Origin of the sequence: Mesobacillus maritimus, assembly GCF_044803185.1 — a bacterium.
GTDB lineage: Bacteria > Bacillota > Bacilli > Bacillales > Cytobacillaceae > Mesobacillus_B > Mesobacillus_B maritimus_B.
In genome coordinates, this window is the sequence record NZ_CP085225.1 from 2,546,917 (window position 1) to 2,571,608 (window position 24,692).

The 24,692-nt window shown below is 39.1% G+C and carries 23 protein-coding genes and 1 pseudogene; 14 read left to right on the forward strand and 10 right to left on the reverse strand.

Annotated elements, in window-relative coordinates:
* Positions 1-19: 19 nt before the first annotated feature.
* The 3 genes from LG336_RS12330 to LG336_RS12340 form a co-directional block, all read right to left on the reverse strand.
* Entirely contained in the window at positions 20-238 is a 219-nt protein-coding gene (locus tag LG336_RS12330) for a hypothetical protein (RefSeq protein WP_404332800.1), read from the reverse strand.
* Positions 239-250: 12 nt separating this feature from the next.
* Positions 251-496 (reverse strand): hypothetical protein, encoded by a 246-nt coding sequence (locus tag LG336_RS12335; protein ID WP_404332801.1) that lies wholly within the window; start codon positions 494-496, stop codon positions 251-253.
* An 85-nt stretch (positions 497-581) separates the two neighbouring features.
* Complete coding sequence (locus LG336_RS12340) at positions 582-1,430, reverse strand: STAS domain-containing protein (RefSeq protein WP_404332802.1); 849 nt, start codon at positions 1,428-1,430, stop codon at positions 582-584.
* Between the two features lie 375 nt (positions 1,431-1,805).
* Between LG336_RS12340 and LG336_RS12345 the strand changes: the two genes are divergently transcribed.
* Positions 1,806-2,378: a TetR/AcrR family transcriptional regulator gene (locus tag LG336_RS12345; protein ID WP_404332803.1), complete on the forward strand. Its 573-nt coding sequence runs from the start codon at positions 1,806-1,808 to the stop codon at positions 2,376-2,378.
* 95 nt (positions 2,379-2,473) lie between these two features.
* Positions 2,474-4,963 (forward strand): annotated as a pseudogene (locus tag LG336_RS12350) (cytochrome P450); the annotation flags it as partial.
* Between the two features lie 358 nt (positions 4,964-5,321).
* Here LG336_RS12350 and LG336_RS12355 read toward each other — a convergent pair.
* Both LG336_RS12355 and LG336_RS12360 read right to left on the reverse strand, forming a co-directional pair.
* The gene (locus LG336_RS12355) at positions 5,322-6,530 is read right to left on the reverse strand and encodes a dicarboxylate/amino acid:cation symporter (protein ID WP_404332804.1); all 1,209 of its coding nucleotides are present in this window, start codon (positions 6,528-6,530) and stop codon (positions 5,322-5,324) included.
* Positions 6,531-6,542: 12 nt separating this feature from the next.
* Positions 6,543-7,760, reverse strand: a complete 1,218-nt coding sequence (locus LG336_RS12360; RefSeq protein WP_404332805.1) for a threonine synthase — start codon at positions 7,758-7,760, stop codon at positions 6,543-6,545.
* A 401-nt stretch (positions 7,761-8,161) separates the two neighbouring features.
* Here LG336_RS12360 and LG336_RS12365 point away from each other — a divergent pair, with 401 nt between their 5' ends.
* The 4 genes from LG336_RS12365 (at position 8,162) to LG336_RS12380 (ending at position 13,960) form a co-directional block, all read left to right on the forward strand.
* On the forward strand, positions 8,162-10,012 hold the full coding sequence (locus LG336_RS12365) for an assimilatory sulfite reductase (NADPH) flavoprotein subunit (protein WP_404332806.1): 1,851 nt from the start codon (positions 8,162-8,164) through the stop codon (positions 10,010-10,012).
* A gap of 24 nt (positions 10,013-10,036) precedes the next feature.
* Positions 10,037-11,755, forward strand: coding sequence for an assimilatory sulfite reductase (NADPH) hemoprotein subunit (gene cysI, locus LG336_RS12370; RefSeq protein WP_404332807.1), 1,719 nt, complete (start codon positions 10,037-10,039; stop codon positions 11,753-11,755).
* Positions 11,756-12,277: 522 nt separating this feature from the next.
* Positions 12,278-12,886 (forward strand): polyhydroxyalkanoate biosynthesis repressor PhaR, encoded by a 609-nt coding sequence (locus tag LG336_RS12375; RefSeq protein WP_404332808.1) that lies wholly within the window; start codon positions 12,278-12,280, stop codon positions 12,884-12,886.
* A 21-nt stretch (positions 12,887-12,907) separates the two neighbouring features.
* Positions 12,908-13,960 (forward strand): alpha/beta fold hydrolase, encoded by a 1,053-nt coding sequence (locus tag LG336_RS12380; RefSeq protein ID WP_404332809.1) that lies wholly within the window; start codon positions 12,908-12,910, stop codon positions 13,958-13,960.
* 108 nt (positions 13,961-14,068) lie between these two features.
* Here LG336_RS12380 and LG336_RS12385 read toward each other — a convergent pair whose 3' ends face one another.
* Entirely contained in the window at positions 14,069-14,233 is a 165-nt protein-coding gene (locus tag LG336_RS12385) for a Spo0E family sporulation regulatory protein-aspartic acid phosphatase (RefSeq protein WP_404332810.1), read from the reverse strand.
* Positions 14,234-14,659: 426 nt separating this feature from the next.
* On the opposite strand from LG336_RS12385, the gene LG336_RS12390 reads away from it, so the two are divergent.
* From LG336_RS12390 to LG336_RS12405, 4 genes are all read left to right on the forward strand, one after another.
* Entirely contained in the window at positions 14,660-14,848 is a 189-nt protein-coding gene (locus tag LG336_RS12390; protein ID WP_404332811.1) for a DUF2187 family protein, read from the forward strand.
* 105 nt (positions 14,849-14,953) lie between these two features.
* Entirely contained in the window at positions 14,954-15,106 is a 153-nt protein-coding gene (locus LG336_RS12395; protein WP_404332812.1) for a hypothetical protein, read from the forward strand.
* Between the two features lie 52 nt (positions 15,107-15,158).
* Positions 15,159-15,329, forward strand: a complete 171-nt coding sequence (locus tag LG336_RS12400; RefSeq protein ID WP_404332813.1) for a hypothetical protein — start codon at positions 15,159-15,161, stop codon at positions 15,327-15,329.
* Positions 15,330-15,458: 129 nt separating this feature from the next.
* Entirely contained in the window at positions 15,459-15,659 is a 201-nt protein-coding gene (locus LG336_RS12405) for a hypothetical protein (RefSeq protein WP_404332814.1), read from the forward strand.
* A gap of 138 nt (positions 15,660-15,797) precedes the next feature.
* Here LG336_RS12405 and LG336_RS12410 read toward each other — a convergent pair whose 3' ends face one another.
* Positions 15,798-16,286 (reverse strand): HIT family protein, encoded by a 489-nt coding sequence (locus LG336_RS12410; RefSeq protein ID WP_404332815.1) that lies wholly within the window; start codon positions 16,284-16,286, stop codon positions 15,798-15,800.
* Between the two features lie 324 nt (positions 16,287-16,610).
* Between LG336_RS12410 and LG336_RS12415 the strand changes: the two genes are divergently transcribed.
* On the forward strand, positions 16,611-17,654 hold the full coding sequence (locus LG336_RS12415; protein ID WP_404332816.1) for a hypothetical protein: 1,044 nt from the start codon (positions 16,611-16,613) through the stop codon (positions 17,652-17,654).
* 100 nt (positions 17,655-17,754) lie between these two features.
* Here the strand turns inward: LG336_RS12415 and LG336_RS12420 are convergent, their stop codons facing one another.
* From LG336_RS12420 to LG336_RS12430, 3 genes are read right to left on the reverse strand one after another with little or no spacing between them, the layout of a single operon-like run.
* Positions 17,755-19,125, reverse strand: coding sequence for an aldehyde dehydrogenase (locus tag LG336_RS12420; protein ID WP_404332817.1), 1,371 nt, complete (start codon positions 19,123-19,125; stop codon positions 17,755-17,757).
* A 50-nt stretch (positions 19,126-19,175) separates the two neighbouring features.
* Positions 19,176-20,375 (reverse strand): iron-containing alcohol dehydrogenase, encoded by a 1,200-nt coding sequence (locus LG336_RS12425; protein WP_404332818.1) that lies wholly within the window; start codon positions 20,373-20,375, stop codon positions 19,176-19,178.
* 39 nt (positions 20,376-20,414) lie between these two features.
* A complete protein-coding gene (locus tag LG336_RS12430; protein WP_404332819.1) occupies positions 20,415-21,032 on the reverse strand; it encodes a TetR/AcrR family transcriptional regulator in 618 nt (205 codons plus the stop codon).
* A 184-nt stretch (positions 21,033-21,216) separates the two neighbouring features.
* Between LG336_RS12430 and pdhA the strand changes: the two genes are divergently transcribed.
* From pdhA to LG336_RS12445, 3 genes are read left to right on the forward strand one after another with little or no spacing between them, the layout of a single operon-like run.
* Positions 21,217-22,284 carry a pyruvate dehydrogenase (acetyl-transferring) E1 component subunit alpha gene (gene pdhA, locus LG336_RS12435; protein WP_404332820.1) on the forward strand — a complete coding sequence of 356 codons (1,068 nt, stop codon included), beginning with the start codon at positions 21,217-21,219 and terminating at the stop codon, positions 22,282-22,284.
* Positions 22,281-23,261, forward strand: coding sequence for an alpha-ketoacid dehydrogenase subunit beta (locus LG336_RS12440; protein WP_404332821.1), 981 nt, complete (start codon positions 22,281-22,283; stop codon positions 23,259-23,261). The genes pdhA and LG336_RS12440 overlap by 4 nt, the downstream gene beginning before the upstream one ends.
* A 21-nt stretch (positions 23,262-23,282) precedes the next feature.
* On the forward strand, positions 23,283-24,692 hold the full coding sequence (locus LG336_RS12445) for a dihydrolipoamide acetyltransferase family protein (protein ID WP_404332822.1): 1,410 nt from the start codon (positions 23,283-23,285) through the stop codon (positions 24,690-24,692).

Here is a 24,692-nt window from a genome sequence, read left to right on the forward strand (position 1 = left end):
CTCCTTTAGGGGAGCATGCTTAATTGGATTGTGTAGAAGTAATCTCTAATCCGTCATCATCTTTAACGATGTCGATATTGTTAATTAACTTATTCTCATGTCCGTTAATGGAGATACCATTATTTGCTTTACTCGCAGAGTGGAAATGAATTTGAACGTTTGAACCAAAAAAAACGCCTGACGAACCATTAATGGAGTTAACCTCTAAATGACCAAAATGGATGTGAATATTTTTCATGCTATGACCAACCTATATCGCTTGAGATTGATTTGTTGGTTGAACATCTGGATCAATATTAGGTTGATCGACGCCATCATTATCGCTAATCAAATGTAAATTTCCCAGATATAAATTTCCTTGTCCTGTCCCGAAAATGCCATTGTTTTGTTTAGTGGGTGAATTCCATCCTGTTTGAACATTCCCACCTATAAAAACGCCTGCATTACTTTGCATTGAATTAGAGTTAATTGCATTGAAAAAAAAGTTGATTGCCAATTGGATACCCCCTGTCAATACTACTGTATTCTGCCTTTAAAAATAGGTGAATAAATAGACATTTTAGAGGATGTAACGGTTCTGTCTACAATAATATATTTTCTGTGGACTCTAAGTTCAAATACTTTTTTAAGGTTTGCTGTAACGTGCCTCTAGTGTCTGCCTTGTCAAAGGAAATTCCAGAATGAATCATATTACGGACCAATTCTGGGCGAATACCTGTTATAACAGCTTCACAACCCATTAATGAAATACCGCTTAATACTTTTTGAAAATGATCGAGGATATCTTTTTCCATATTAACGATTCCTGAGAGATCAATAATCAATGTCTGTACTTTAAGGTCGGCAATATCAATCAAAACCTTTTCCTCAATCGTCTTGATTCGATAGGAATCAATCATCCCAATCAATGGTAAAACAGCTACCGTCGGGCTAACAGGAATAATCGGTACAGATAAATGCTCAACCAACATCCTTTGAGAACTAATCAACTCATCTTTATAGTTCGAATAGCTGAGAAAAAAACTATTTAGAAATTGATCTATCTGATCATTCATTTGCTTTTCTAAATCGTAGAATCGGTCTAGATCATTTGTGTTGTTACCCAACTGATCATATTTATAGAGAAAATGCCAAAGAGTTCGCCTAATTGCCTGTACCCATTCCAACTTAAAGGCCAAAGTTAAAGAATGCTTAGCCCAAACAACTCCTTCTTCCCTCGCAAAGTTAACAAGATCATCTTCTCTTTGATTAACAACATATAACACTAGCCTTTGGGCATTAACTAAAAGATCAATATTTCCCTTTTGCAAAATATCCTTTATCTTTGAAGCTACAGTAACAGCTTCTGATAAGAGTTTCTTTTCAAATTGTGGTTTATTCTCTGTTATAAAGTCAGCAATTGAGGTTCTTTCATTAAAAGTTAATTCCATAGTGATGCAACTCCTTTAATTCATGGTGATCTATTTGTCCTGATTTAAGAGTATTTCGACATAGTTCATGAAAAACCCTTTATAAAAAATGTGTTTTTTTACCACGACGGCAGTGTAAACATATATTGGAAAAAGTGATTAAAGAAAGGTATGCACGGAATCAATTCTTCTTGCCTGTCCAACCTTTATTGGAAGGTAATTCCTGTAACTAAAAAGCGAGCTTCCAATTAAAGGATTTAGGTGAATAAAAATGATTTGAGAGAAATTGTCGGAATTTGTAGACAATCTTTGTATGGGAAAGTATTGTTTTAATTTTTCTAATAATGTATAAATTTAGTTAGTAAGTATTTACTAACCATAGGTGAAAGTGGGGAAATGATGGGGGCTAAATCGGACACAAAGAAAAAAATCATTGAGAAAGCACGCAAATTATTTGCTGAACGTGGTTTTAACGGTGCTACAACTGCTGAGATTGCTCGACATGTGGGGGTATCGGAAGCAGCATTATATAAGCATTTTAAAAGTAAAAAGGAAATCTTTCTTGCTTGTATTACGCCATCTGTTGTTGTGAATATAAAAAATAACGAGGACCCAGATGTTCACGACATTATCCAAGCAAGAATGGAGTTAGTTCGAAGTAATCTTGACAGTTTTAATATCCTATTTCGGGAATATCCCTATCACCCAGAACTAGCAAAAATGTTTTTAGATCAAGTCTATACACAGGATAAACATATGAAACATCTAATGAAAAAGGTCTCAAATGAAAAACTTACCCCTGCTCAGTCCTTGATGTATGAAATTGGTATTACGAGTGCAATCTGGGCCATTCTCAATTTTGAAAAGGTTCAGGAGCAGGTTTTATTAGAGAAGATGCCTTTAGGAAATGTGGCGGATGAAATTGCTAAGTTTGTATTAAGTGGTGTATCGGGAAAAAAAGAGAATTAAACGATATCCTTGTTTGGCACACCATCAAAATCATAGATAGAGAGAGTCGTGGGCAAGTCAAACTTAAAAATTAATATTGTTTGGGGGAAAAATTTATGGAAAAGCTCGCTCAAATACCACAACCGAAAACTTATGGTCCACTAGGGAATGTTCCATTGATGGACAAAGATGCGCCAACCTTATCATTGATGAAAATGGCCGATGAGTATGGTCCAATTTTTAAAATGGAGTTTTTCGGTGGGTTTTCTACCATTGTTCTTTCCGGTCATGAATGGGTAGCAGAAGTATGTAATGATGCTAAGTTCGATAAGAGCCTAGCAGGGGGGCTGCATTTTGTTCGGGCATTTGCTGGAGATGGGTTATTTACTGGGAAAACACAGGAACCAAACTGGCAAAAAGCCCACAATATTCTCGTTCCTTCGTTTAGTCAACAAGCAATGAAGGGATACCACTCAATGATGGTAGATATTGCCCTCCAACTTGTGCAAAAATGGGCACGTCAAAATCCAAATGAGGGTATTGATGTACCAGATAATATGACAAGACTTACTCTTGATACAATCGGTTTATGTGGGTTTAACTATCGTTTTAATAGTTTTTATCAGAGGGAGCATAATCCGTTTATTATCAGTATGGTGAATTCTCTTGATGAGGCGATGCACCAAAGTATTCGCCTACCAATTCAGAACAAATTGGCAATTTCAAAGAAAAAGCAATTCGAAGCCGACATTAAATCGATGTTTTCGCTTGTAGACGAACTAGTTGCCGAACGTAGGGAACAGGGTGACCAAGGGGAGACCGATTTACTTGCGCGCATGTTAACTGCAAAGGATCCGCAAACAGGAGAACAGCTAGATGATGAAAATATTCGTTTTCAAATTATTACCTTCTTAATTGCCGGACATGAAACAACGAGTGGGCTACTCTCATTTGCTCTATACTTGTTACTAAAAAATCCTGATGTACTAAAAAAGGCTTACGAAGAAGTAGACCAAGTTTTAACTAGCCCAATTCCTTCTTATAAACAAGTTACTCAACTTAAATATATACGTATGATTTTAAATGAAGCATTGCGACTATATCCAACAGCACCGCAGTTTACCCTGTATGCTAAGGAAGATATGATGCTTGGTGGGAAATATCCAATTAAAAAGCGTCAAAATGTTGTGGTTCTTCTACCACAGCTTCATCGGGATAAAACTGCTTGGGGAGAAGATGCCGAGGAGTTCCGTCCAGAACGATTTGAAGATCCAAAAAAAGTTCCACATGATGCTTATAAACCATTTGGAAATGGACAGAGGGCATGTATCGGCATGCAGTTTGCCCTCCATGAAGCCACTTTGGTGTTAGGAATGATTTTGCAGCATTTTGATTTGGTTGACCATACCAATTATCAATTAAAAATTAAGCAAACGATGACGTTAAAACCGGATAATTTTACCATGAAGGTAAAATTAAGAGATAAGAAGATACTTGATCCATTTTTCGCTTCAACTATCGAAACAAAGGGAAGCAATTCGAAACCAGTGGCTACAAAGGGTACCCTTAGTGGCGTAAATAATCGTCCGCTTCTTGTTCTTTATGGTTCAAATATGGGAACAGCAGAGGGAGTAGCTAGGGAAATTGCTGATCTCGCAAGTTCTTATGGAGTTACAAGTGAAGTGGGTACTCTTGACGACCATGTGGGTAAATTGCCTACTGAGGGTGCTATTATTATTGTTACATCTTCTTATAATGGAAAGCCACCGAAGAATGCCCGTAAGTTTGTAAAATGGCTTGATACTGTTGAGGAAGGTCAGTTAGAAGGTGTTCATTATGCGGTGTTTGGCTGTGGAGATAAGAACTGGTCGAATACGTACCAAAATGTACCTACATTCATTGATGAACAACTTGCCCTTAAGGGTGCGACTCGTTTCTCAGCACGAGGTGAGGCGGATGCGAGTGGAGAATTTGAAAAACAGCTTGAGGATTGGAAGAGTCGATTGTTGTCTGAAGCGTTGAACGCCTTTGGATTAACACTTGAAGGTACAGATGATCACGAGGGAAGCGGACTAAGTCTTCAATATGTAACTGACTCTGTCAATGTAGAACAAGAAGAAAAGATGCATTTTACCGAGGAGGAACTAGATGCATCTAAGCTTTCATTCCCTGAAGGTGTGACGTATAAGGAGGGAGATAAGATTGGGGTGTTCCCAATCAATGACGCAGAATTGGTAAACCGTCTACTAGGGCGTTTTAAATTAAACGGAGATGATGTAGTTGTTCTAAATGGGCATAAAAACCGTGTGAACCTTCCCCTAAATCAACCAATCACTCTATTAAATCTTCTTACAAATTACGTGGATGTAAAGCAGCCTGTTACGCGTGAGCAACTAAAAGAACTCGCTGTGAATACTGTATGTCCTCCGCATAAATTCGAATTAGACGCGATGGCAGAAGAGGGGATTTACGAGCATCGAGTCTTGGAAAAGGGGATTACCATCGTTGACCTACTAGAAAAATATGAGGCATGTGAAATGTCGTTTGAGCGCTTTCTGGAGATTGTACCCACCCTAAAGCCCAAGTTTTATTCCGTTTCAAGTACCAAAGAATCAATCATAATTTAAAACTAAAACCATATCAAAAATGTCCCATGAGCCTTCATGGGACATTTTATTTTCTACAGGAAACCCCCGCTATGAATGAAGGTGTGAAATCTTCAGAAGGTGGTTCTGAAAACATGCACTACAGGTTGGCGAGTGGTTCGGAAGGAAATTCCGAACATTGATGTTCTTACGAGGGAAAGAAACTTTGTATCAATGGTTCCGAAGGCTTCGGAAGGGGTTCTGAAAACTTGAGGTTCCGAACGCCTCGAGTGGTATTCCGAATGAATGCGAAACTAGCTTGGAAAGTAATAAAGGACGAATCCTTTCGTACATAAGTACACAGGATTCGTCCTTTATTTTATGCAGCTTTCCTAAGATTTTTCTTATTCTCTGATTCTTGAACGACTACAGCAGCTGACGCATCACCCATGACATTAATGCTTGTTCTAAACATATCAAGTATCCGATCAATGGCCGCTACTAATGCAATTCCCTCAAGGGGGAGGTTCACAGATTGAAGGACCATCGTAAGCATGATTAGTCCTGCACCTGGTACGCCGGCAGCCCCGATAGAAACCAGCATTGCCATCACCATTACTGTAATAATCTGAGAGAATGATAGATCAACATTAAAGAATTGAGCGATAAAGATAACTGCAATCCCTTGGTAAATCGCGCCACCGTCCATATTAACGGTTGAGCCTAATGGTAGAACAAATGAGCTAATTTCCTTCGAAACCCCTAAGTTTTCTTCCGTGTTTTTTATCGAAACTGGTAAAGTGGCAGAACTACTTGCAGTCGTAAAAGCAACTAACCCTGCAGGTAGAATTCCTTTTATAAACTGAAATGGGCTCATTTTACCCAAAGTGCGCACGGCAATCGAATAAGTAACCAAAAGCTGAATGGCACAGGCAATCGCAACGGCAAGAATTACTTTTAAAAGTGGTAAGATAATCGCCAGACCATAATTCCCAACAATCGGTGCCATGATTCCGAATACCCCGATAGGGGCTAATTTCATGATGAAACCAGTAATTTTATACATGACTTGAGCAAGACTATCGAAAAAGTCAGCTAAGGGCTTTGCTTTTTCTCCTACAGCCGTTATCGCCATGCCAATGGCTATCGCAATAAAAATAATTTGTAGGATATTACCAGTACTTAGCGATTCAAATGGATTTGTCGGGATAATGTTTAAAAATGTATCGACGACGCTTGGCATCTCTTTTTGTTCTGCATTTTCTGTAGGTATGGCAATATCGAGGCCCTTTCCGGGTGCAATAACAGTACCAACTAACAACCCGATTGAAACAGCCATTAATGTGGTAACCATGAAATAAGCGATGGTTTTTCCACCAACAGATAAAAGTTTCTTAACATTGTTTAAGCTAGTAATTCCGGTAATTAATGAGGCCAACACTAATGGAACGACAATAAATTTAATTAAACGAAGAAATAAATCTCCTAACGGTTGGACTACCTCCATTTTGGGACCTAATACTGCTCCTAAAATGACCGCTAGTATAAAACCGATGAAGATTTGTGCAAGCATGCCAATTTTTTTCACGGTAAGCCTCCTCTATTGTTTAATCACATCTTCGGGCTGTAATAATGGAACATTTGAAAGGTCAACTGATTCCGGGTATTTAATTCCTTGCCCCGTATTTAAGCAGATGACTTTGTCATTTTCGTTAATCCAATTTTGTTTACGTAAGGTTCGTGCTGCTGCAAATGTGGCTGCTCCTTCAGGGCAGATGAAATTTCCTTCTAATTTAGCAACTTCTTTTTGCGCCTGTGAAAGATCGGCTTCTGAAACAGCAATTGCACAGCCATTTGTTTGGTAGATTGCTTCAAGGACTAGGAAATCTCCAAGTGCTTTTGGCACATTGATTCCAAAGGCACTTGTTTCTGAGTTTTCCCAGAACTCCGACTCAGTCTTTCCTTCTTGCCATGCCTTGACTATAGGGGCACAACCTTCTGCTTGAACGGCTACTAATCTAGGCAATTTTTCAGTTGAAATCCAGCCTAACTCCTGCAACTCGAGAAGAGCTTTATAGATGCCGATTAATCCAACACCACCACCTGTTGGATATAAAATGACATCTGGAACTTCCCAATTCAATTGCTCTAAAATTTCATAGCCCATTGTTTTCTTTCCTTCAATTCGATAAGGCTCTTTCAATGTGGATGCATCATAAATGCCTTTTTCCTTGACCAGTTTTCCAACGATTTGCCCCGCATCGCTTATTAATCCATTTACTAAATGAAGGTCACCCCCAGAGATGGCAACTTCCTTTCGAGTGATTGTTGGGGCATCCTCGGGCATTACAATGGTCGCTTTAATTCCTGCTTTAGCAGCATAAAGGGCCCATGCTGCACCAGCATTCCCGTTTGTTGGCATTGCTAGTTGATCTACACCTAGTTCTTTTGCTTTTGAAACTCCAACGCTAGCTCCACGTGTCTTAAAGGACCCTGTTGGAATAATGCCTTCATCCTTAATATACAAGTTTGGGATATTCATATTTAGCCCTAATTGCTTCATATGTACAAAAGGAGTCATTCCTTCTCCTAAGGAAATAACGTTTTGTTCCTGAGAAACCGGAAGTACCTCATGATATCTCCATAAGCTACTTTCACGTTTAGTTAAATCTTCTTTTTTCAGATTTTTTTTAACCTCATTTAGGTTATAGCGTACCAATAATGGCGATCCACACTGACAAAGTTGTTGGACTTCATGATTGGGATAAACCTCATGGCATTTTGGACATTCAAGATGGGAAACATAACTATAAGACATAATTTAATTCCTCCTAGGATAGCTGCTGGCGAATAGGGTATTTATGCCTTTGGCAACGTTCTAAAAACAAACGACATAAATTCTAACCACCATTTTTTGTATGGTGAATAACCTATGTTAAGATTAAATAATAGTATTCCTACTTGTCAACTTGTATTTATCATGAATATGGGGTTTAATTGGGATATAAAGGATAAGAAGGTGGGAACTCGATTCAATAAATCCCTGTTACGAACGGCTTTATGAAAATATTCTAATAAAACCGACTTGACTTATAGGAATAGTAAAATTATGATAAAACTAAATCATTTTTATCATTAAAATGTGGAAAGAAATTATGAATCTATTATTTATAATGACAAAATATGACAAGGTTAAATTCCTTTGTGAGGTGGATATTGTTGCAACTTCAGGTATTGAACAGTCCGTTTAATCAGGAGCAAGTAGAGCTCTTAAATCGTTTATTGCCAACCTTGACTGAATCACAAAAGGTTTGGTTGAGTGGCTTTCTGGCTGCATCTCAGTCAGTTTCACAAACATCTGTGCCGTTAGAAACGCCAATGGCACAAACCGCAGAAACTCCTATTCCTAACGCAGTCAAAAGTGTCCCTAAAGATGTAACCATTCTTTATGGTTCACAGACAGGAAATGCTCAAGGTATTGCCAAAAAAGCAGGAGAGACTCTTGAAGGAAGCGGTTTTCAAGTTACAGTCTCAGCGATGAGCGATTTTAAACCAAATAATCTAAAAAAGGTAAACAATCTCCTTATTATTGTGAGCACACATGGAGAAGGTGAACCACCGGATAATGCCTTATCTTTCCATGAATTTCTTCATGGAAGAAGAGCACCAAAGTTGGAAGAACTGCATTTTTCAGTGTTGTCACTGGGTGATAGTTCGTATGAATTTTTCTGTGAAACTGGCAAACAGTTTGATAAAAAGTTGGAAGAACTCGGTGGTACAAGACTTTATCCTCGTTTTGACTGTGATCTTGATTTTGATGAACCAGCCGCTGAATGGCTTGATGGTGTGCTAGCAAGCCTTAATGAGAATCAAGCGGGAAGCGAAGAACAAGATGAAGGTAGTCTCGGTTCTATGATTCCGACACCTCAAAAAGTGGAATCTGTGTATTCAAGAACCAATCCATTTAAAGCAGAGGTGCTTGAAAATATTAATCTAAATGGTCGTGGCTCAAATAAAGAAACACGTCATCTGGAATTATCGCTTGAAGGTTCTGGTCTTTCCTTTAAACCTGGGGATAGTTTAGGAATTTATCCTGAAAATGACCCTGCTTTAGTTGAAATGCTTCTTGAACACCTTAACTGGAGTCCAGATCAGACGGTAACGATTAATAAACAAGGGGATATTCGATCTCTTAAAGAGGCACTTGTTTCTTACTATGAAATTACCGTCTTAACAAAGCCGCTACTTCAGAAAGTTGCCGATCTTTCTAATCAAGAAGACTTAAGGAAGCTTTTAGTGCCTGGAAATGAAGAACAACTGAAAACGTATATAAATGGTCGTGATTTACTTGATTTAGTTCGAGACTTTGGTCCATGGGGTAACTCGGCTCAGGAGTTTGTATCAATTTTACGAAAAATGCCAGCGCGCTTATACTCGATTGCAAGCAGCTTAACAGCTAATCCCGATGAAGTTCATTTGACAATTGGTGCTGTCCGTTATGATGCCCATGGAAGAGAACGTAAAGGAGTAGCCTCTATTCTCTGTGCAGAGCGTTTGCAACCAGGTGACACTATACCTGTATACGTTCAACATAATGATAATTTTGCCCTTCCAGAAAACCCAGACACACCTATAATTATGGTAGGACCTGGAACTGGAGTAGCACCGTTCCGTTCGTTCATGCAAGAGCGTGAAGAAACTGGTGCCGCAGGAAAATCATGGATGTTCTTCGGGGATCAACACTTTGTGACGGATTTCCTCTACCAGACGGAGTGGCAACAATGGCTTAAGGACGGGGTCCTAACGAAAATGGATGTTGCGTTCTCACGTGATACTGACCAAAAAGTCTATGTACAGCACCGCATGCTTGAGCAAAGTAAAGAATTGTTTGCTTGGCTTCAAGAAGGGGCTGTGGTTTACATCTGTGGTGATGAAAAAAATATGGCCCACGATGTTCATCACACATTACTAAAAATTATCGAAACAGAAGGCGGTATGGACCACGAACAAGCGAAAGCATACTTAGCCGATATGCAACAGCAAAAACGATATCAGCGTGATGTATACTGATTGGATTGAAAGGAGTTTATCAACATGGTGAAACAAATGCTAAAGGCACCAGAAGGACCGCCAAGCGATGTTGAGGATATAAAAGAACGAAGTAATTTTCTGCGCGGGACATTGAAGGAAGTAATGCTTGATCGAATTAGCGCTGGAATTCCTGATGATGACAATCGTTTAATGAAGCATCATGGGAGCTATTTGCAGGATGACCGTGATCTTCGTAATGAGCGTCAAAAGCAGAAATTAGAGCCTGCCTATCAATTCATGTTACGTGTACGCATGCCAGGGGGAGTTTCAACCCCTTCGCAATGGCTTGTAATGGATGAATTAGCAGATAAATACGGGAACGGTACGTTGAAGCTAACAACCCGTGAGACGTTTCAGATGCATGGAATTTTGAAGTGGAATATGAAAAGCACCATCCAAGAAATAAATGGGGCGCTCTTAGATACAATCGCCGCTTGTGGAGATGTAAACCGGAATGTGATGTGTACTTCAAATCCATATCAATCTGAAATTCATGAAGAGGTTTATGAATGGTCAAAAAAACTTAGTGATGACTTACTCCCACGAACACGTGCCTATCATGAGGTTTGGCTAGATGAAGAAATGGTAGCAGGCACACCTGACGTGGAAGATGTGGAACCGATGTACGGACCACTGTATTTACCACGAAAATTTAAGATTGGGATCGCCGTCCCACCATCAAATGATATTGATGTGTTTTCACAAGACCTCGGTTTTATTGCTATTGTGGAAGAAGATAAACTAGTAGGATTTAATGTTGCTATTGGTGGTGGCATGGGGATGAGTCACGGTGATACAGCAACTTACCCTCAACTAGCCAAAGTGATTGGTTTCTGTACGCCAGATAAACTGTATGAAGTGGCTGAGAAAACCATTACGATTCAACGGGACTATGGGAACCGTTCTGTACGGAAAAATGCTCGTTTTAAATATACGGTGGACCGCCTTGGTCTTGACGCTGTGAAGGAAGAATTGGAAAATCGCCTTGGATGGAAATTGGATGAAGCGAGGCCATATCATTTCGACCATAATGGTGACCGCTATGGATGGGTAAAGGGTGTAAAAGGAAAGTGGCATTTAACGCTCTTTATTGAAGGTGGTAGGGTTGCCGATTTTGAAGATTACAAACTGAAGACTGGATTACGAGAGATTGCCAAAATTCATACTGGTGATTTCCGATTAACGGCCAATCAAAATTTAATTATTGGGAATGTGTCCAGTCAGAAAAAGAAGAAAATTACTGAATTGATTGAGCAATTTGGCTTAACCGAGGGCAATCACTATACCGCTCTCCGACGTAGTTCAATGGCTTGTGTTGCCCTTCCAACCTGCGGTTTGGCTATGGCAGAAGCGGAACGTTATTTGCCAGGGTTAATTGATAAAATCGATGAAATCGTTGAGGAAAACGGTTTGCGCAATAAAGAAATCACCATCCGTATGACTGGTTGTCCAAATGGATGTGCCCGCCACGCGCTAGGTGAAATTGGATTTATTGGGAAAGCCCCAGGGAAATACAATATGTATTTAGGTGCAGCATTTGACGGCAGTCGTTTAAGTAAAATGTACCGTGAAAACATTGGGGAAGAAGAAATCTTAAATGAGCTTCGTTCTATACTTCCGCGCTACGCGAAGGAACGAAAAGAAGGCGAACATTTTGGTGATTTTGTCATTCGAGCTGGGATTATTGGAGAAACAACGGATGGAACCAACTTCCACTCATAATATTTATTAAAGAGACAGGAAATTCCTGTCTCTTTTCTATTGTCTCTTTTCTCAACATTGTTGCTTTCGGAGCTTAAATAGAACTTTAATGCCATGATTTTCATTGAAAAATAGTTTAAACATATGAGAAAAGAGCAGCAAACTTAGTTATGACGTACTAATTAGCTTTTTCTGCGTTAAAATCGGCTTTAGGATTTTAACAACAATCTTTACGAAACCAGCCTTTCTATTAAAAACAAGGTTGGAAGCTGTTTAGGATATGAATATCTTCTTCAAAAATAGTTTGTTCAATGTTTTCAAAATATTCATATTTACAATAGAAAGGTTATTGTTTCATCGCGATTCTAGGTGTAAAATATTGGAGAAATGATAATTCTAGCAGTGTTTTTGGAATCTACGAAGAGGGTTGGTGGTCTCGGGTAATTAGATGGATTTATGTCAGGACTTTTATTTTTTTCAACAAATGAATGAGTATTCATTCAACCTATTAATACATTAAACTTCAATACAGGGGTGAAGGACATGTCAGAAGAACAAACATATAATCCTTATGATTCATTTAGACGTCTTAGCGAGATGTGGGAAAAAGGATTAAACGATATATTGCTAACATCAATCGATAATAAGGAATTGATCCGTATGACAAGTCTTGGAGTAGGGATGCATTCAAGGTATGTCCAAAGGCTTAAGCGAAATCAAGAATTGATGGCAACCATGATGAATATCCCGACGAAACATGATGTTGCCAATGTAGCGAAATTAACCGTGCAAGCGGAAGAAAAAGTCGATACACTCCAGCAGCAAATATGGGCTTTACAAGATAGTTTCGCATTAGCGAATACAGAGCAACAACAATTTATTAAAGAAATCATGAATTTTAATCAAAAGCTCAATAAAGAGTGGGAAAAATTATCGATTGACATAACTGAAACTAAGAAACTTAGTGGAGAGCTAAAGAAGCTAAAACAAGAGTTGGAGGCATCGCAAGAAATAAAGGCAACTCTAGAAGAGGTTAAAAACGAGTTGGTTCATTTAAGAGAAACAAAAGCTGAGGTAGAACAGTTAAAAGAGCTTTTAAAGAGAGAAGAAAAAGAGGAAGCAGCGCTTACCACTGCTGGTCTAGCAAAATAAGGTTGAAGGGAAGTAGGACAGATGGCAACAAAATTAAGATTACCAATAACGAATTTGGAAACTGAGAGGGACCGTTGGTGTAACCTTTATAAAGTTCTAAACGAACCAAAGCCTGAGATTGTTCCATCACCTAGACAAGCTGTTTGGAAGAAAAATAAATCCGTATTATGGTATTACCCTGCACAGGAAAAAAAGTATGATATCCCGCTTTTTTTGGTGTATTCGCTTTTAAATAAACCATATATCCTCGACATTTCGGAAAAAAACAGTGTTGTTGGCAACCTCAATAAACAAGGGTACGATGTTTATATGTATGATTGGGGTTCTCCAGGTTTAGAAGATAAAGATTTGACCTTGGATAATTATTTGTTGGATTATTTGGAAATGGCAATAAGAGTAGCGTTAAGACATGCAAATGCACCAGAAATCTCCTTAGTAGGTTACTGTATTGGTGGAACGTTATCAGCAATGTTAGCCTCGATTACAGATCTTCCAATAAAAAACCTAGTGCTAGCTGCTGTTCCTATTGATTATAGTAACTTTATTTTACCTGATAAATGGGTAGAGGCGATGCAAAATGGGAGTTTGAACCTTGACCGAATGATTGATGCGTATGAAGTCATCCCATCTGAATTTTTATATGCAACATTTTTAGCTTTACAAGGGTTCAATATTGGACCAAACGTCAATCTTGTGACACGAGGCCATGATTATACCTATGTGGATAAATGGCGCAGAATGGATAAATGGACGAAGGATGCAGTCACGTTTTCGGGTGCTGCATTTAAACAAATGCTAAATGATTTATACAAGGATAACAAGCTAGTAAAAGGTGAAATGGTCATTGGGGGCAAAAAAGTAGACTTAAGTAAAATTAAATGCAGTCTATTGGTCATTACTTCAACGAGGGATGAATTAGTTCTAGAAAGCCAGAGCCTCCCTGTTATGGATCTTGTTTCTAGTGAAGATAAGACATACCAGTTAGAAGAAGCAGGGCATGTCTCAATTTGCTTAACAGGGCAGTTTGCATTTGCGGTTGCACCATGGCTCGCAACCCGTTCTAATTTGGATTAAAAAAAACAGTAAAAAAAAGCGGGAGCATTGCTCTCGCTTTTTTACTAATTGCATGTGTAAAAGTTCCGTTAGATTTTTGACCCTGACTAATTTATCGTAGTAAAAAGCTTAGTGCTTAATTTTATATATCATTGCAAGCATGATCAATTTATCTAGATCCTGGCTTACCTTTACCGTTTCATCTGATGAAATTCCCGTTATCGAGGCTATATTGGTCATTTGAATTCTTTTCGCTTCAATGGTGTGTTGTAAGTTTTCATACATGGTTATCATTTTGAGACCACCTCCGAGTAATAATGCAAAAAATATTATAAACACTGTATAAAACTATACTACTAGGTAATTATGTGAAACTTTACCTTAATTATGAACGAATTATGACAGTTTGAGTATCACCAGAGTAGCATGTACAAAGAGATTGGTTTGTTGAACCCCTTCGATATCTGTGAGACCCCCATAAAATAATTCATAGGGCTGACGATTTCCTCTATTTACAATGAGTTCCCTTCTTTCACCTGAAAAATGCAACTTAAGAAATAGTGTGTGAGAAAAATTTACAAGAGTGATGAACAATGTAGGGGATTACTCTATATTTAAAATTAATCAGAATAAACAAAAGTATCTATAAAACCAGTCTAACTAGGCTAGATAGTGAGGAACTAGATGTTCTATAATTTTCTTAGATAAGGAGAGAGCGGTATGGGAACAAGAATAGCGGCTGTGGGGGATAAAATTATTTCAATCAAAGGTATAAAGGGAAAAGTAGAGAAGGTTAAGGAAAACTCCGTGATTGTTGAGATTATCGAGAATCTCTCCGAATCAGAATTTTTAAACAATCGAACGGTAGTATCTCATAAAAATTATAAGGTTATTAATTCTGTGCAGTAGTTCTCCCTTCCGAGGACTATTTAGTTAATTCCTCTGCTTGCTCATAAATTTTGTCCTTTGTGGAAAACTTTATGTATGGCGAATGAATTTATGTGGGGGGACGATATGGATAAAAAGGAAAAGTTAACTCAATTATTACAGGAGTACGGGTATCCTCAAGAAGCTATTCATCGATTTATGATGGATACAGAGGAGCTAAATTATGAAGAGGCAAGGAAACGTATCATGCCTTATAAAGATATCACGGCGGAAAGATAGTGCCCTTTTACAATCTTGGCCAGTATATTTTTATTGGGGAGGTCTCCTATGTATGAAAGAAGTAGGTATAAACAATAAACAGGACAGACAACACAAGGATAAAAAGAAACTAGAAAACGGTCAATACGGTATAGAAGCGGAAATGAGTCTGCAGTCGGTTAATTTTGCAACAACGGAAAATCCATATTTAAATGAACATTTTCAAGAGGAAGCTGATGAGTAAAATTAGATAACAATGAGCTTCTTAAGCGGTAGCTTGTAAGTTAAACTTGCAAGCTTTTTGTATTTTTACCATATTTATGACATTTTTGGTAGTGAAAGTGTTACAATGGAAGGAAAGAGGGGGGATTGTATGGTTATTCATTCGAATATGTCTTCAAAGGCGATTATCGAGATTTGGGGTAATACGCTAGATGTGTTTAAAAATTATTCTGTACCCATCTCTGGAAATCCATTAAATAGATTGGTCCATGAAGAAACGTTGCCGCAATTATTAAAGGAATTAAATCAAACAATAGGTAGCCCAGTCACAGCGCGTATGGAGGGCAACTAAATGATTATAAGTGGGGTCATGTCCGCTTTTAGGTATTAAAATAACGATATATTGGTGGAGGAAATTTAACACCCATCCATCTTACAGATAATATAAAGAAAGAAGCTTGAAAAAACTCAAGCTTCTTTTTTATGCGAATTAATCATGATTAACGGCCTGTGTTAGAGATGCAACGGCCTGCATTACAATTTTTTTATTTTCAGGTGTATTCATTTTTTCTCTAGCATGAAGGAGGACGGGACGAACAGATTCAATCGATCGTCCAAATTGATACATCCAATCGTATCGAGGAACCATCCATGTATGAAAGTGATGAGTTGTGTCTTCGTTGTAAAAATAATAAACATGTTTTATACCTAATATCTCTCTTTGAGCCCTACGAAGTTTTTGGAGGAGATTCATATAGTCCTTCATTTCGTAATCTGTTAATTCATCCAAACAGGCAAAATGTCGCTTTGAAGTGCGGATAATTAACCCTTCTATGGGGTAAGCAACATCTAGATGGGCATGGAAATAATCAGTTTCGATTATGGTACCTCCTTCTGGTTCAATGATCCCGCCTGTTATTGCACAGCTTAAACATTCAACCTCAATAGTTTCCCCATTGGCTAGTTTAATCGTTGGCATACAATCTTTCTCCTTAATTCACTTAAACTAGTTGTTACCTTTACACTATACCCAAGAAAAAGCATAGTGTTCTCTTAATTATTCAAGTGAAAATCGTTGCTTTAAAACATTCATAAAGACATTATTGTTAAATTTATCAGGAGATGGTAAAAAAATGTCAATCTAATAATAAGACCCCATTGGGTACTAGGTGTTATTCATATTCTGGATGGTGTATTTATTTGTGAAAATTCACACTTGCGTAAAAATATTTACTCTAAAACGTAATTAATAATTGCATTATGAAGTAAAACATATTACCTTTAAAAGTAAGGAGGGGATAAATTGGAAAATTTGAGATTAAATGTACCTCTATTACGAAAAAGGGTACCAAATCTAACGAGTGCGGCTCGGTCAGTAGGATTACGTCCGGCGACAGTTTCAAATCTATGTACGGGTAAAATACCTGTTGGTCGGTCAGAGGTACGTACTCTAGTTGCCCTTGCCTCATTGGCCCAATGTACTTTGGATGAGTTGATCTTAAGAGGGGAGACGGTCGAAATGATTGAAACGAAAATTAAAACGTTGGATTTGTTTGCACCTATTGTAAAAGGGGGAACGGTGGGGCTTGTTGCGCGACCAGGTATGGGTCAATTAGTGGTACTGGCTGAGTTGTTTTATAGATTAAAAAAAGTTGGATATAAAACCATAATGATTATGCCCGGGGAAAATCATCCAGAATTAAATGATCTGACTGGGGAATTAGATGTAGTAGTAGACTCCATTGACAAGGCGTATGAGGAAATGAAAACACTTGGTCCCACAACGGATGTGATTTTCACAGCAGATCGTACGCATGTTTTAACTGGAGAGATTTATGAGTTACAACAAAGGCTTGAGGTAACAGACGTGCAATCAGTAACGACGTTGCTTCTTGATTTAAAGGGAGCATCTGTGGATGAAGATTTACCTTATGGCCCACTTGAAACCTTATGGCAATTTGATGCCGATCTTGCTGCTAGGCATAAATTTCCTGCTGTTAATCCTATTTACTCGACATCATCCGTTCTTGAGGGTGCTCATCTGGAACAACCCCACCTCACAATCCAACAAAGAGCTCAAAAACTATTGCGTCGTTATCGTGAATTACGCTCGTTAGTAAATGTAAAAGGGATAGATGGAATCCCAACTTCTGAACTTCAGGTGTATAACAGAGGGGAACGTTTAGAAGCTTATCTTACACAACCGTTTTTCGTTGCGGAAGACTTTACGGGAATCAAGGGAGAAGATGTTGCCCTTGAAACGACCTTAAATGATATCCGGAAAATTATTGATGGTGGAGCAGACTCACTGTCAGTTGATTCACTAAACTTTATTGGTAAATTATAATTTTAGTGTTAGTAAAAAACCATTTTGATTGAATGTTGGCTCCAGTTATAAATGAACTAGGAGGATGGCTAGGCACCCTCAAAAATGAGCGTACCTAGCCTTATTTTATAAACTTTTTTATTTTGTTTAGACCGTCTTTTAAATTAGGATAACGAAAGGGAAGGTCAAATCGGGTTGTTTGCTTTAAAATGCTCTTTTCATGGGAGAAGGTGTCAAAGCTCCCTTTTCCATGATAAGATCCGATCCCGCTCGTCCCGACGCCTCCAAAGGGAAGGTGGGGGGATCCAAGATGATAGACCGTATCATTGATACATCCCCCTCCAAACGTAATCTGATTTAACACCTTTTTCTGAATGCTTTCACTTTCCGAGAACAGATAGAGAGCAAGGGGTTTTGGATGATTGTCAATTCCCACAATCGCATCTTCTATGGACTCGTATTCTAATACAGGGAGAATGGGACCAAAAATTTCATCCTGCATAATCGGATGCTCCCAGGTAATTTCGGTTAAGACTGTCGGTTCGATTATTAATCTTTCTTGATTCGTGTTGCCTCCAATTAAAAGCTCGCCATTATCAAGGAAAGAGCAAAGTCTTTGAAAGTGTCTTTCACTCACGATTCTCGTGAAATTTTGATTTTCGAGAGGTTTTTCTCCATATAATTCTTTTATTGCTTTTTGAAAAAACTGTAAAAACCGGGCTTTAATTCCTTTATGAAGATAAAGATAGTCAGGTGCGACACAGGTTTGACCAGCGTTGACAAATTTCCCCCAGGCAATCCGTTTTGCAGCCAATTTGAGATTAGCATCTTCGTGAACAATACAGGGACTTTTCCCACCTAATTCTAAGGTAACCGGTGTTAAATTTTTGGCTGCAGCTTCCATAATGACCTTTCCAACAGGAACGCTTCCTGTAAAAAAGATATAATCAAATTTTTCTTCTAATAGAGCCTGGCTAGTTTCCACGCCACCTTGAACAACGGCAATATACTCTTCAGGAAATATTTCCGGTATGAGCTTTGCAAACACTTCTGAAGTCGTTGGTGTTAACTCAGACGGCTTGATGACCGCACAGTTTCCTGCTGCAATGGCACCAATTAGGGGAGCAACAGCCAGTTGAAAAGGATAATTCCATGGAGCGATTATCAGAGTTACACCATATGGTTCAGGGTAAATATAACTTGAGGAACCTATATGAGTAATGGGTGTTTTGACTTTTCTTGGCTTGGCCCAAGACTGCAGGTGGTTGATGGTGAACTTAATTTCCTCTAAAACAATCATGATTTCGGTTGTATAGGCATCGAATTCAGATTTATTCAAGTCAGTCCTCAGGGCATCCATGAGTGGTTGTTCATTAGCTTTGATTTTACTCCGTAATTTCTCGAGCGCATCAATTCGAAAGCTTAGGTCCTTCGTCTTTTCTGTCCGAAAAAAAGACTGTTGCTTTTTTAGTATTGGGCTGTAGGTGACCATCTAATGAACGACTCCAATCTATTTAAAATATTTTAGTATACTAAATATACTTATTCTTTGATGATTTGGTAAAGAGTAAACAACTCTTTTTTCGATAAGATTTTTGGAACAGGATAGAGTGGGTTTGCTTCTCGGTAAGCTCTATCTACCATAAGTGGGAGATCATCCTCGTTGATACGAGTGACCTTTGGCGGAATATCCATCTCTTTATTTAGATTTTTAATGGCTTCAATAAATTTCTGAGCCTTCGTCTCAATAGGTTCTGTAGCGTTGCTTATATTAATCAAATCTGCTAGCTCAGCTAATGGTTCATGTACACTCTCCCCATAGTACTCAAGTACATGAGGCAAGATAATCGCATTTGCAAGCCCATGAGGAATAGAGTAAAATCCCCCTAGGGTATGGGCAATGGCATGAACATAGCCAACATAGGCACGGGTAAAAGCAACGCCAGCTAAATAGGCGGCTTTTTGCATATTCGTTCGTGCTTCGAGGTTTTTTCCATTACGATAGGCCTCCGGAAGGTAGTCAAATATCAATTTTACAGCATCCCGACTGCACTGTCTTGTTTCATCTGTATTGCTTTTCCCGATGTAGGCTTCAACAGCGTGGGTTAAAGCATCCATTCCCGTTGCGGCTGTAAGGTGTGGGGGGAGGTTGATGGTCAGATTCGGGTCTAAAACGGCATAATGGGGAATAAGGGCCATATCATTAATGGCATACTTTTCATGGGTTACATTGTTTGATATCACCGCCGCAACCGTTGCTTCACTTCCAGTACCTGCTGTCGTTGGAATGGCAAAGAGGGGTGGTATTTTTTTTCGTACCTTTAATTCACCTTTCATCTGAAGAATTATTTTTTCAGGTCTTGCTATGCGTGCTCCGACTCCTTTGGCACAATCCATTGGTGAACCTCCGCCAAAAGCGATAATTCCTTCACAATGTTTTGCGTGATATAGCTGAAGTGCATCCTCGATGTTGTCTATCGTTGGGTTCGGAACCGTCTTATCATAAATGGCAACGTCAAGGTTTTCTTCTTTTAGGTTTTCGAGCAAGCCGTTCATTAGTCCAATGGAAGTAATCCCCTCATCTGTAACAATTAAAACCCTTTCAATACCCAGGTCCTTAATCACTTTAGGAAGTTTATAAACAGCATTTTCTCCCTCAATTAATTGTGGTTTCCTCCAGGGGAGTAAGGGTGAGACAAGTTTGAAAGTTTGTTGATATAACCTGCAATAGGCTTTATACATTGATTTTCCTCACTTTCATAAAGAGTAGGATGGGGAGATTCACTTATATAATCCATTCACATACATTTGAGCGAGGCTTTTGCTAATCGTCCGGTAATCTTTATCAGTTTTATTTAAGGCGATTTTCCACAGGTATTTTTCTCCTGTGTAAAAAAGAACCCCAGCAACCACTTCAGGATCGAAGTCCCTATGATGAGTCAACCCCTTATCCATAGCTTGTTGAACATTTTCGGAAATGCGTTTAATGAATTTTTCGATGAAACTCTCCCATTTTTGATTGATTATATGCGAGACCCCTATTGCTTCATGAAAAACTTTCAGTTCTTGCTGATGTTTTATCGCTAGCTTGAGAAACCTTTCAATGTTCCCTTGAGTGAGAATAAGTGAGTCTTCCTTTGAATTTACCTTATAAGCAACACTAGCAATCTGATAAAATTGCTTCAAGATTTCGTCGATGATGATTTGGAAGATTTCTTCCTTTCCTCCGGGGAAATGTGTGTAGGCGGTTCCATATCCGGTTTTAGCATTTTTTGAAATCATCGATATCGTTGTTTCCTTATAGCCGTTTTCGATAAATAAAGTTTTGGATGCTTCAATAATCTTGGTCTTTGAACTTTCTCCTCTTATTTTTCTTTTATCTGTTTGCTTGGACTCCATGTTCATACACTCCTCAAAGTACTCAATTGAAGAAACCCATATTCTTTAATACCAAATAACCTGAAAAGTTTAAACTTTTAAAAAATAAATTGACTTGATCATAACATGAATACTATACTAAAATCAAAAGAAATTGACATCATATCAACTTCTTTTAAAAAGATTGCTTGAATGGAGGATGTTTATGTGGGGAGAGCCTAATGAAACAGTTGTGAATAGGGTTCAGGTTCTTAATGAAGCAGGAAAACTAGTAAGTACATACCCTGAAATTCACGATGAAGAGCTTTTAGGACTTTATAAATGGATGGTCCAAGCAAGGACGTTTGACCAACGTGCCTTAAAGCTTCAGCGCCAAGGAAGAATAGGTACTTATGCACCAATGATTGGGCAAGAGGCTGCACAAGTTGGAAGCGCTTACGCATTAAAAGAACAAGATTGGATTTACCCTAGCTATCGAGAAGTTGGTGCTTCCTTAGTTCATGGGGTGTCGATGGAAAACTTTTTCTTATATACAATGGGCAATCTTCTAGGTGGGACTTCTGCGCAAAATGCGAATGTTTTCCCAGTACAAATCATTATTGGTGCACAGTGTCTTCATGCAGTTGGCGGTGCATGGGCTGCAAAGTTACAACATGAAAATAGTGTAAGTGTTGCTTATATTGGGGATGGTGGGACATCACAAGGAGATTTCCATGAGGCATTAAACTTTGCAGGCGTTTATAAACTGCCGGTTGTCTTCTTTGTCCAAAATAACCAGTGGGCCATTAGTGTACCAAGATCAAAACAAACAGCAAGTAACACAATTGCACAAAAAGCTGCTGCCTATGGGATCACAGGGGTTCAAGTGGATGGGAACGATGTTCTGGCAGTTTATTCAACGATGCAAGAGGCTTTAAAGCGTGCACGTGAAGGGAAACCAGTACTGGTTGAGGCCGTAACCTATCGCCAAGGACCTCATACCACTGCAGATGATCCAACAAAATACCGTGAAAATACTGAGGTAGAAGCATGGCTTGAAAAAGATCCTCTTAAGCGGATGAAAGCTTTTATGATTGACCGCAACATCTGGGATGAGGAATTAGACCAGAGAGAATTTGAGATTGCTAACGAAAATGTTTCAAAGGCCTTTAAGCGTGCTGAGAATACTCCGAGTAGCAAAACCGAAGAGGTGTTTGATTTCGTTTTTGAACAAAAACCAAAACACTTAAAGGAGCAACAAAGTTCACTTGGGACAGAGGGGGTTTTGAAATGACGTCTATGACAATGATTGAAGCGATAAATCTAACACTAAGGAAAGAAATGGAACGAGAAAGCAAAGTGATTTGTTTAGGAGAAGATATTGGGAAAAACGGTGGTGTTTTCCGGGCAACCGATGGATTGCAAGCTATATTTGGCGAGGAACGAGTAGTTGATACGCCAATCGCCGAATCTGCGATTGTTGGTGCAGCAGTTGGCCTGGCCACACGAGGATTGCGGCCTGTTGCTGAAATTCAGTTTCTCGGCTTTATCTATGAGGCGATGGATCAGATGGCAGCGCAAGCAGCACGTATTCGTTTCAGATCAGCGGGAACCCTACAGGCGCCGATGGTTGTTCGTGCACCTTTTGGGGGTGGGGTAAGAACCCCTGAGTTACACTCTGATAGTTTAGAAGGGTTGTTTTTACATTCTCCAGGAATGAAGGTTGTAATGCCAAGCTCTCCTTACGACGCTAAAGGATTGCTCGCGGCTGCAATTCGCGACAATGATCCTGTGCTGTTCCTTGAACCAATGAAACTATATCGAGCGTTCAAGGAAGATGTCCCAGAAGAGGATTACCTTCTAGAAATCGGAAAGGCCAATGTTTTAAAAAAGGGGGAAGATTTGACGATTATTACCTATGGACCGACCGTTCCTCTTGTGAAAAATGTCGTAGAGCAAATTGAAACTTCTCAAAATCTATCAATCGAAATTATTGATTTACGGACCATATCACCAATAGATGAAGAAACGATTCTTGCTTCCGTCCAGAAAACAGGACGTGCGGTCATTGTGCATGAAGCCGTTAAAACGGGCGGACCAGGTGCAGAGATTTCAGCACTTATTAATGAAAAAGCCTTGTTCCATCTAACCGCACCGATTATTCGCGTCACAGGTTTTGACACCCCATATCCTGTTCCATCGGTTGAGGACGATTGGTTGCCAAATGCGACTAGAATTGGCGAGGGAATTAAAGAAGTATTATCCCATTAATTTTAAAAGGAGCTGCAGCAGATGGCATACGAATTTAAGCTTCCTGACATTGGGGAAGGATTACATGAAGCAGAGGTTGTTAGTTGGTTTGTTAAGGTTGGTGACTACGTAAAGGAAAATGACAATGTCGTTGAGGTTCAAACGGACAAAGCGGTAGTTGAAATTTCTTCACCAGTAACAGGGACCATTCATTCTTTAGGAGCTGAAGAGGGAGAGGTGGTAAAGGTAGGAAACACGTTAATCACCGTCCTTGAGGAACAAAAGTTGCAGAATGAACCACTGTCGAGTCAACAATATCAAGAATCAATACCTAATGCCTCTCAACAATCACATCAGAGATCCCTACAAAATGAAACAATAACTATGCAAAACCAGGAACCTTCAAAAACTACCCAAACGGAACCAGTAGAACAAAATACCGGAACTCAATTTAAGCAGCAAAGTATATCCATTCAAACCACTAGCTCAGCAAAACGACCACTTAAAAAGAGAGTGATTGCTGCTCCATCTGTTCGAAAACTTGCTCGAGAATTAGGAATTGATATTACAGAGGTAACTCCTACTGGAAAAGCAGGCAAGGTAACCGATGAAGATGTAAGAAACTTTCACAGGCAATCGCAAAATGAAGCAGCCGTTGCCCTCGCAACTGAAGTCGAGGAAGACGTTGACAAGGATAAGGCAAAAGAAACTCAGTTAGCGATTGAGATTAAACTAGATGACGACATTCATGGAGACCGCAGAGAGTCTATCCAAGGAATTAGACGGGTTATCTACGATAATATGAAAAAATCAACATCAACCGCCATTCACTGCACAGGGATGGACGAGGTGGTTATCACCAAACTCGTTGAAGTGAAAAAACAGCTGCAACCTTATGCTGAAACTATGGGCGTCAAACTTACTTATTTGCCGTTTTTTGTAAAGGCGTTGGCGAAGGCTTTAAAACATCACCCGATATTTAATGCATGTGTTGATGATGAAAGAATGGAGATTGTTTACAAAAAAGATATCCATATTGGGATTGCTACAGCAACGAACGAAGGACTTATCGTCCCAGTAATAAAGCATGCAGACCAGAAAACAGTGTTGGAAATTGCTCATGAAATTCAGGATCTTTCCAAACGGGCACGGGAACGTAAGCTAAAACCGGCAGAGCTGACAGGTAGTACGTTTACGATTTCGAATACAGGTGCTAGCGGGGGGTGGTTTGCAACACCAATCATCAATTATCCTGAGGTGGCGATTCTAGGTGTACATTCCATCAAAAAACGCCCAATTGTTGTGAATGATGAAATTGTCATCGGACATGTAATGGGAACGTCGTTAACCTTTGACCATCGCGTCATTGATGGGGAGCCTGCTAATAGCTTTATGGCGCGGGTCCATACGTATATCGAAAACCCTGAAAGGTTGATCTTAGAGAGCTATTAA

Bases quoted from the DNA above. Each gene is read 5' to 3' on its own strand.
- LG336_RS12430 (WP_404332819.1), bottom strand. From the start codon at position 21,032: ATGGAGTCCAAGCAAACAGATAAAAGAAAAATAAGAGGAGAAAGTTCA.
- LG336_RS12395 (WP_404332812.1), top strand. From the start codon at position 14,954: ATGGATAAAAAGGAAAAGTTAACTCAATTATTACAGGAGTACGGGTAT.
- LG336_RS12380 (WP_404332809.1), top strand. From the start codon at position 12,908: ATGGCAACAAAATTAAGATTACCAATAACGAATTTGGAAACTGAGAGG.
- LG336_RS12360 (WP_404332805.1), bottom strand. From the start codon at position 7,760: ATGTCTTATAGTTATGTTTCCCATCTTGAATGTCCAAAATGCCATGAG.
- LG336_RS12410 (WP_404332815.1), bottom strand. From the start codon at position 16,286: ATGCCAACGATTAAACTAGCCAATGGGGAAACTATTGAGGTTGAATGT.
- LG336_RS12440 (WP_404332821.1), top strand. From the start codon at position 22,281: ATGACGTCTATGACAATGATTGAAGCGATAAATCTAACACTAAGGAAA.
- LG336_RS12425 (WP_404332818.1), bottom strand. From the start codon at position 20,375: ATGTATAAAGCCTATTGCAGGTTATATCAACAAACTTTCAAACTTGTC.
- LG336_RS12385 (WP_404332810.1), bottom strand. From the start codon at position 14,233: ATGATAACCATGTATGAAAACTTACAACACACCATTGAAGCGAAAAGA.
- cysI (WP_404332807.1), top strand. From the start codon at position 10,037: ATGGTGAAACAAATGCTAAAGGCACCAGAAGGACCGCCAAGCGATGTT.
- LG336_RS12400 (WP_404332813.1), top strand. From the start codon at position 15,159: ATGAAAGAAGTAGGTATAAACAATAAACAGGACAGACAACACAAGGAT.
- LG336_RS12330 (WP_404332800.1), bottom strand. From the start codon at position 238: ATGAAAAATATTCACATCCATTTTGGTCATTTAGAGGTTAACTCCATT.
- LG336_RS12445 (WP_404332822.1), top strand. From the start codon at position 23,283: ATGGCATACGAATTTAAGCTTCCTGACATTGGGGAAGGATTACATGAA.
- LG336_RS12390 (WP_404332811.1), top strand. From the start codon at position 14,660: ATGGGAACAAGAATAGCGGCTGTGGGGGATAAAATTATTTCAATCAAA.
- LG336_RS12340 (WP_404332802.1), bottom strand. From the start codon at position 1,430: ATGGAATTAACTTTTAATGAAAGAACCTCAATTGCTGACTTTATAACA.
- LG336_RS12405 (WP_404332814.1), top strand. From the start codon at position 15,459: ATGGTTATTCATTCGAATATGTCTTCAAAGGCGATTATCGAGATTTGG.
- LG336_RS12420 (WP_404332817.1), bottom strand. From the start codon at position 19,125: ATGGTCACCTACAGCCCAATACTAAAAAAGCAACAGTCTTTTTTTCGG.
- LG336_RS12345 (WP_404332803.1), top strand. From the start codon at position 1,806: ATGATGGGGGCTAAATCGGACACAAAGAAAAAAATCATTGAGAAAGCA.
- pdhA (WP_404332820.1), top strand. From the start codon at position 21,217: ATGTGGGGAGAGCCTAATGAAACAGTTGTGAATAGGGTTCAGGTTCTT.
- LG336_RS12375 (WP_404332808.1), top strand. From the start codon at position 12,278: ATGTCAGAAGAACAAACATATAATCCTTATGATTCATTTAGACGTCTT.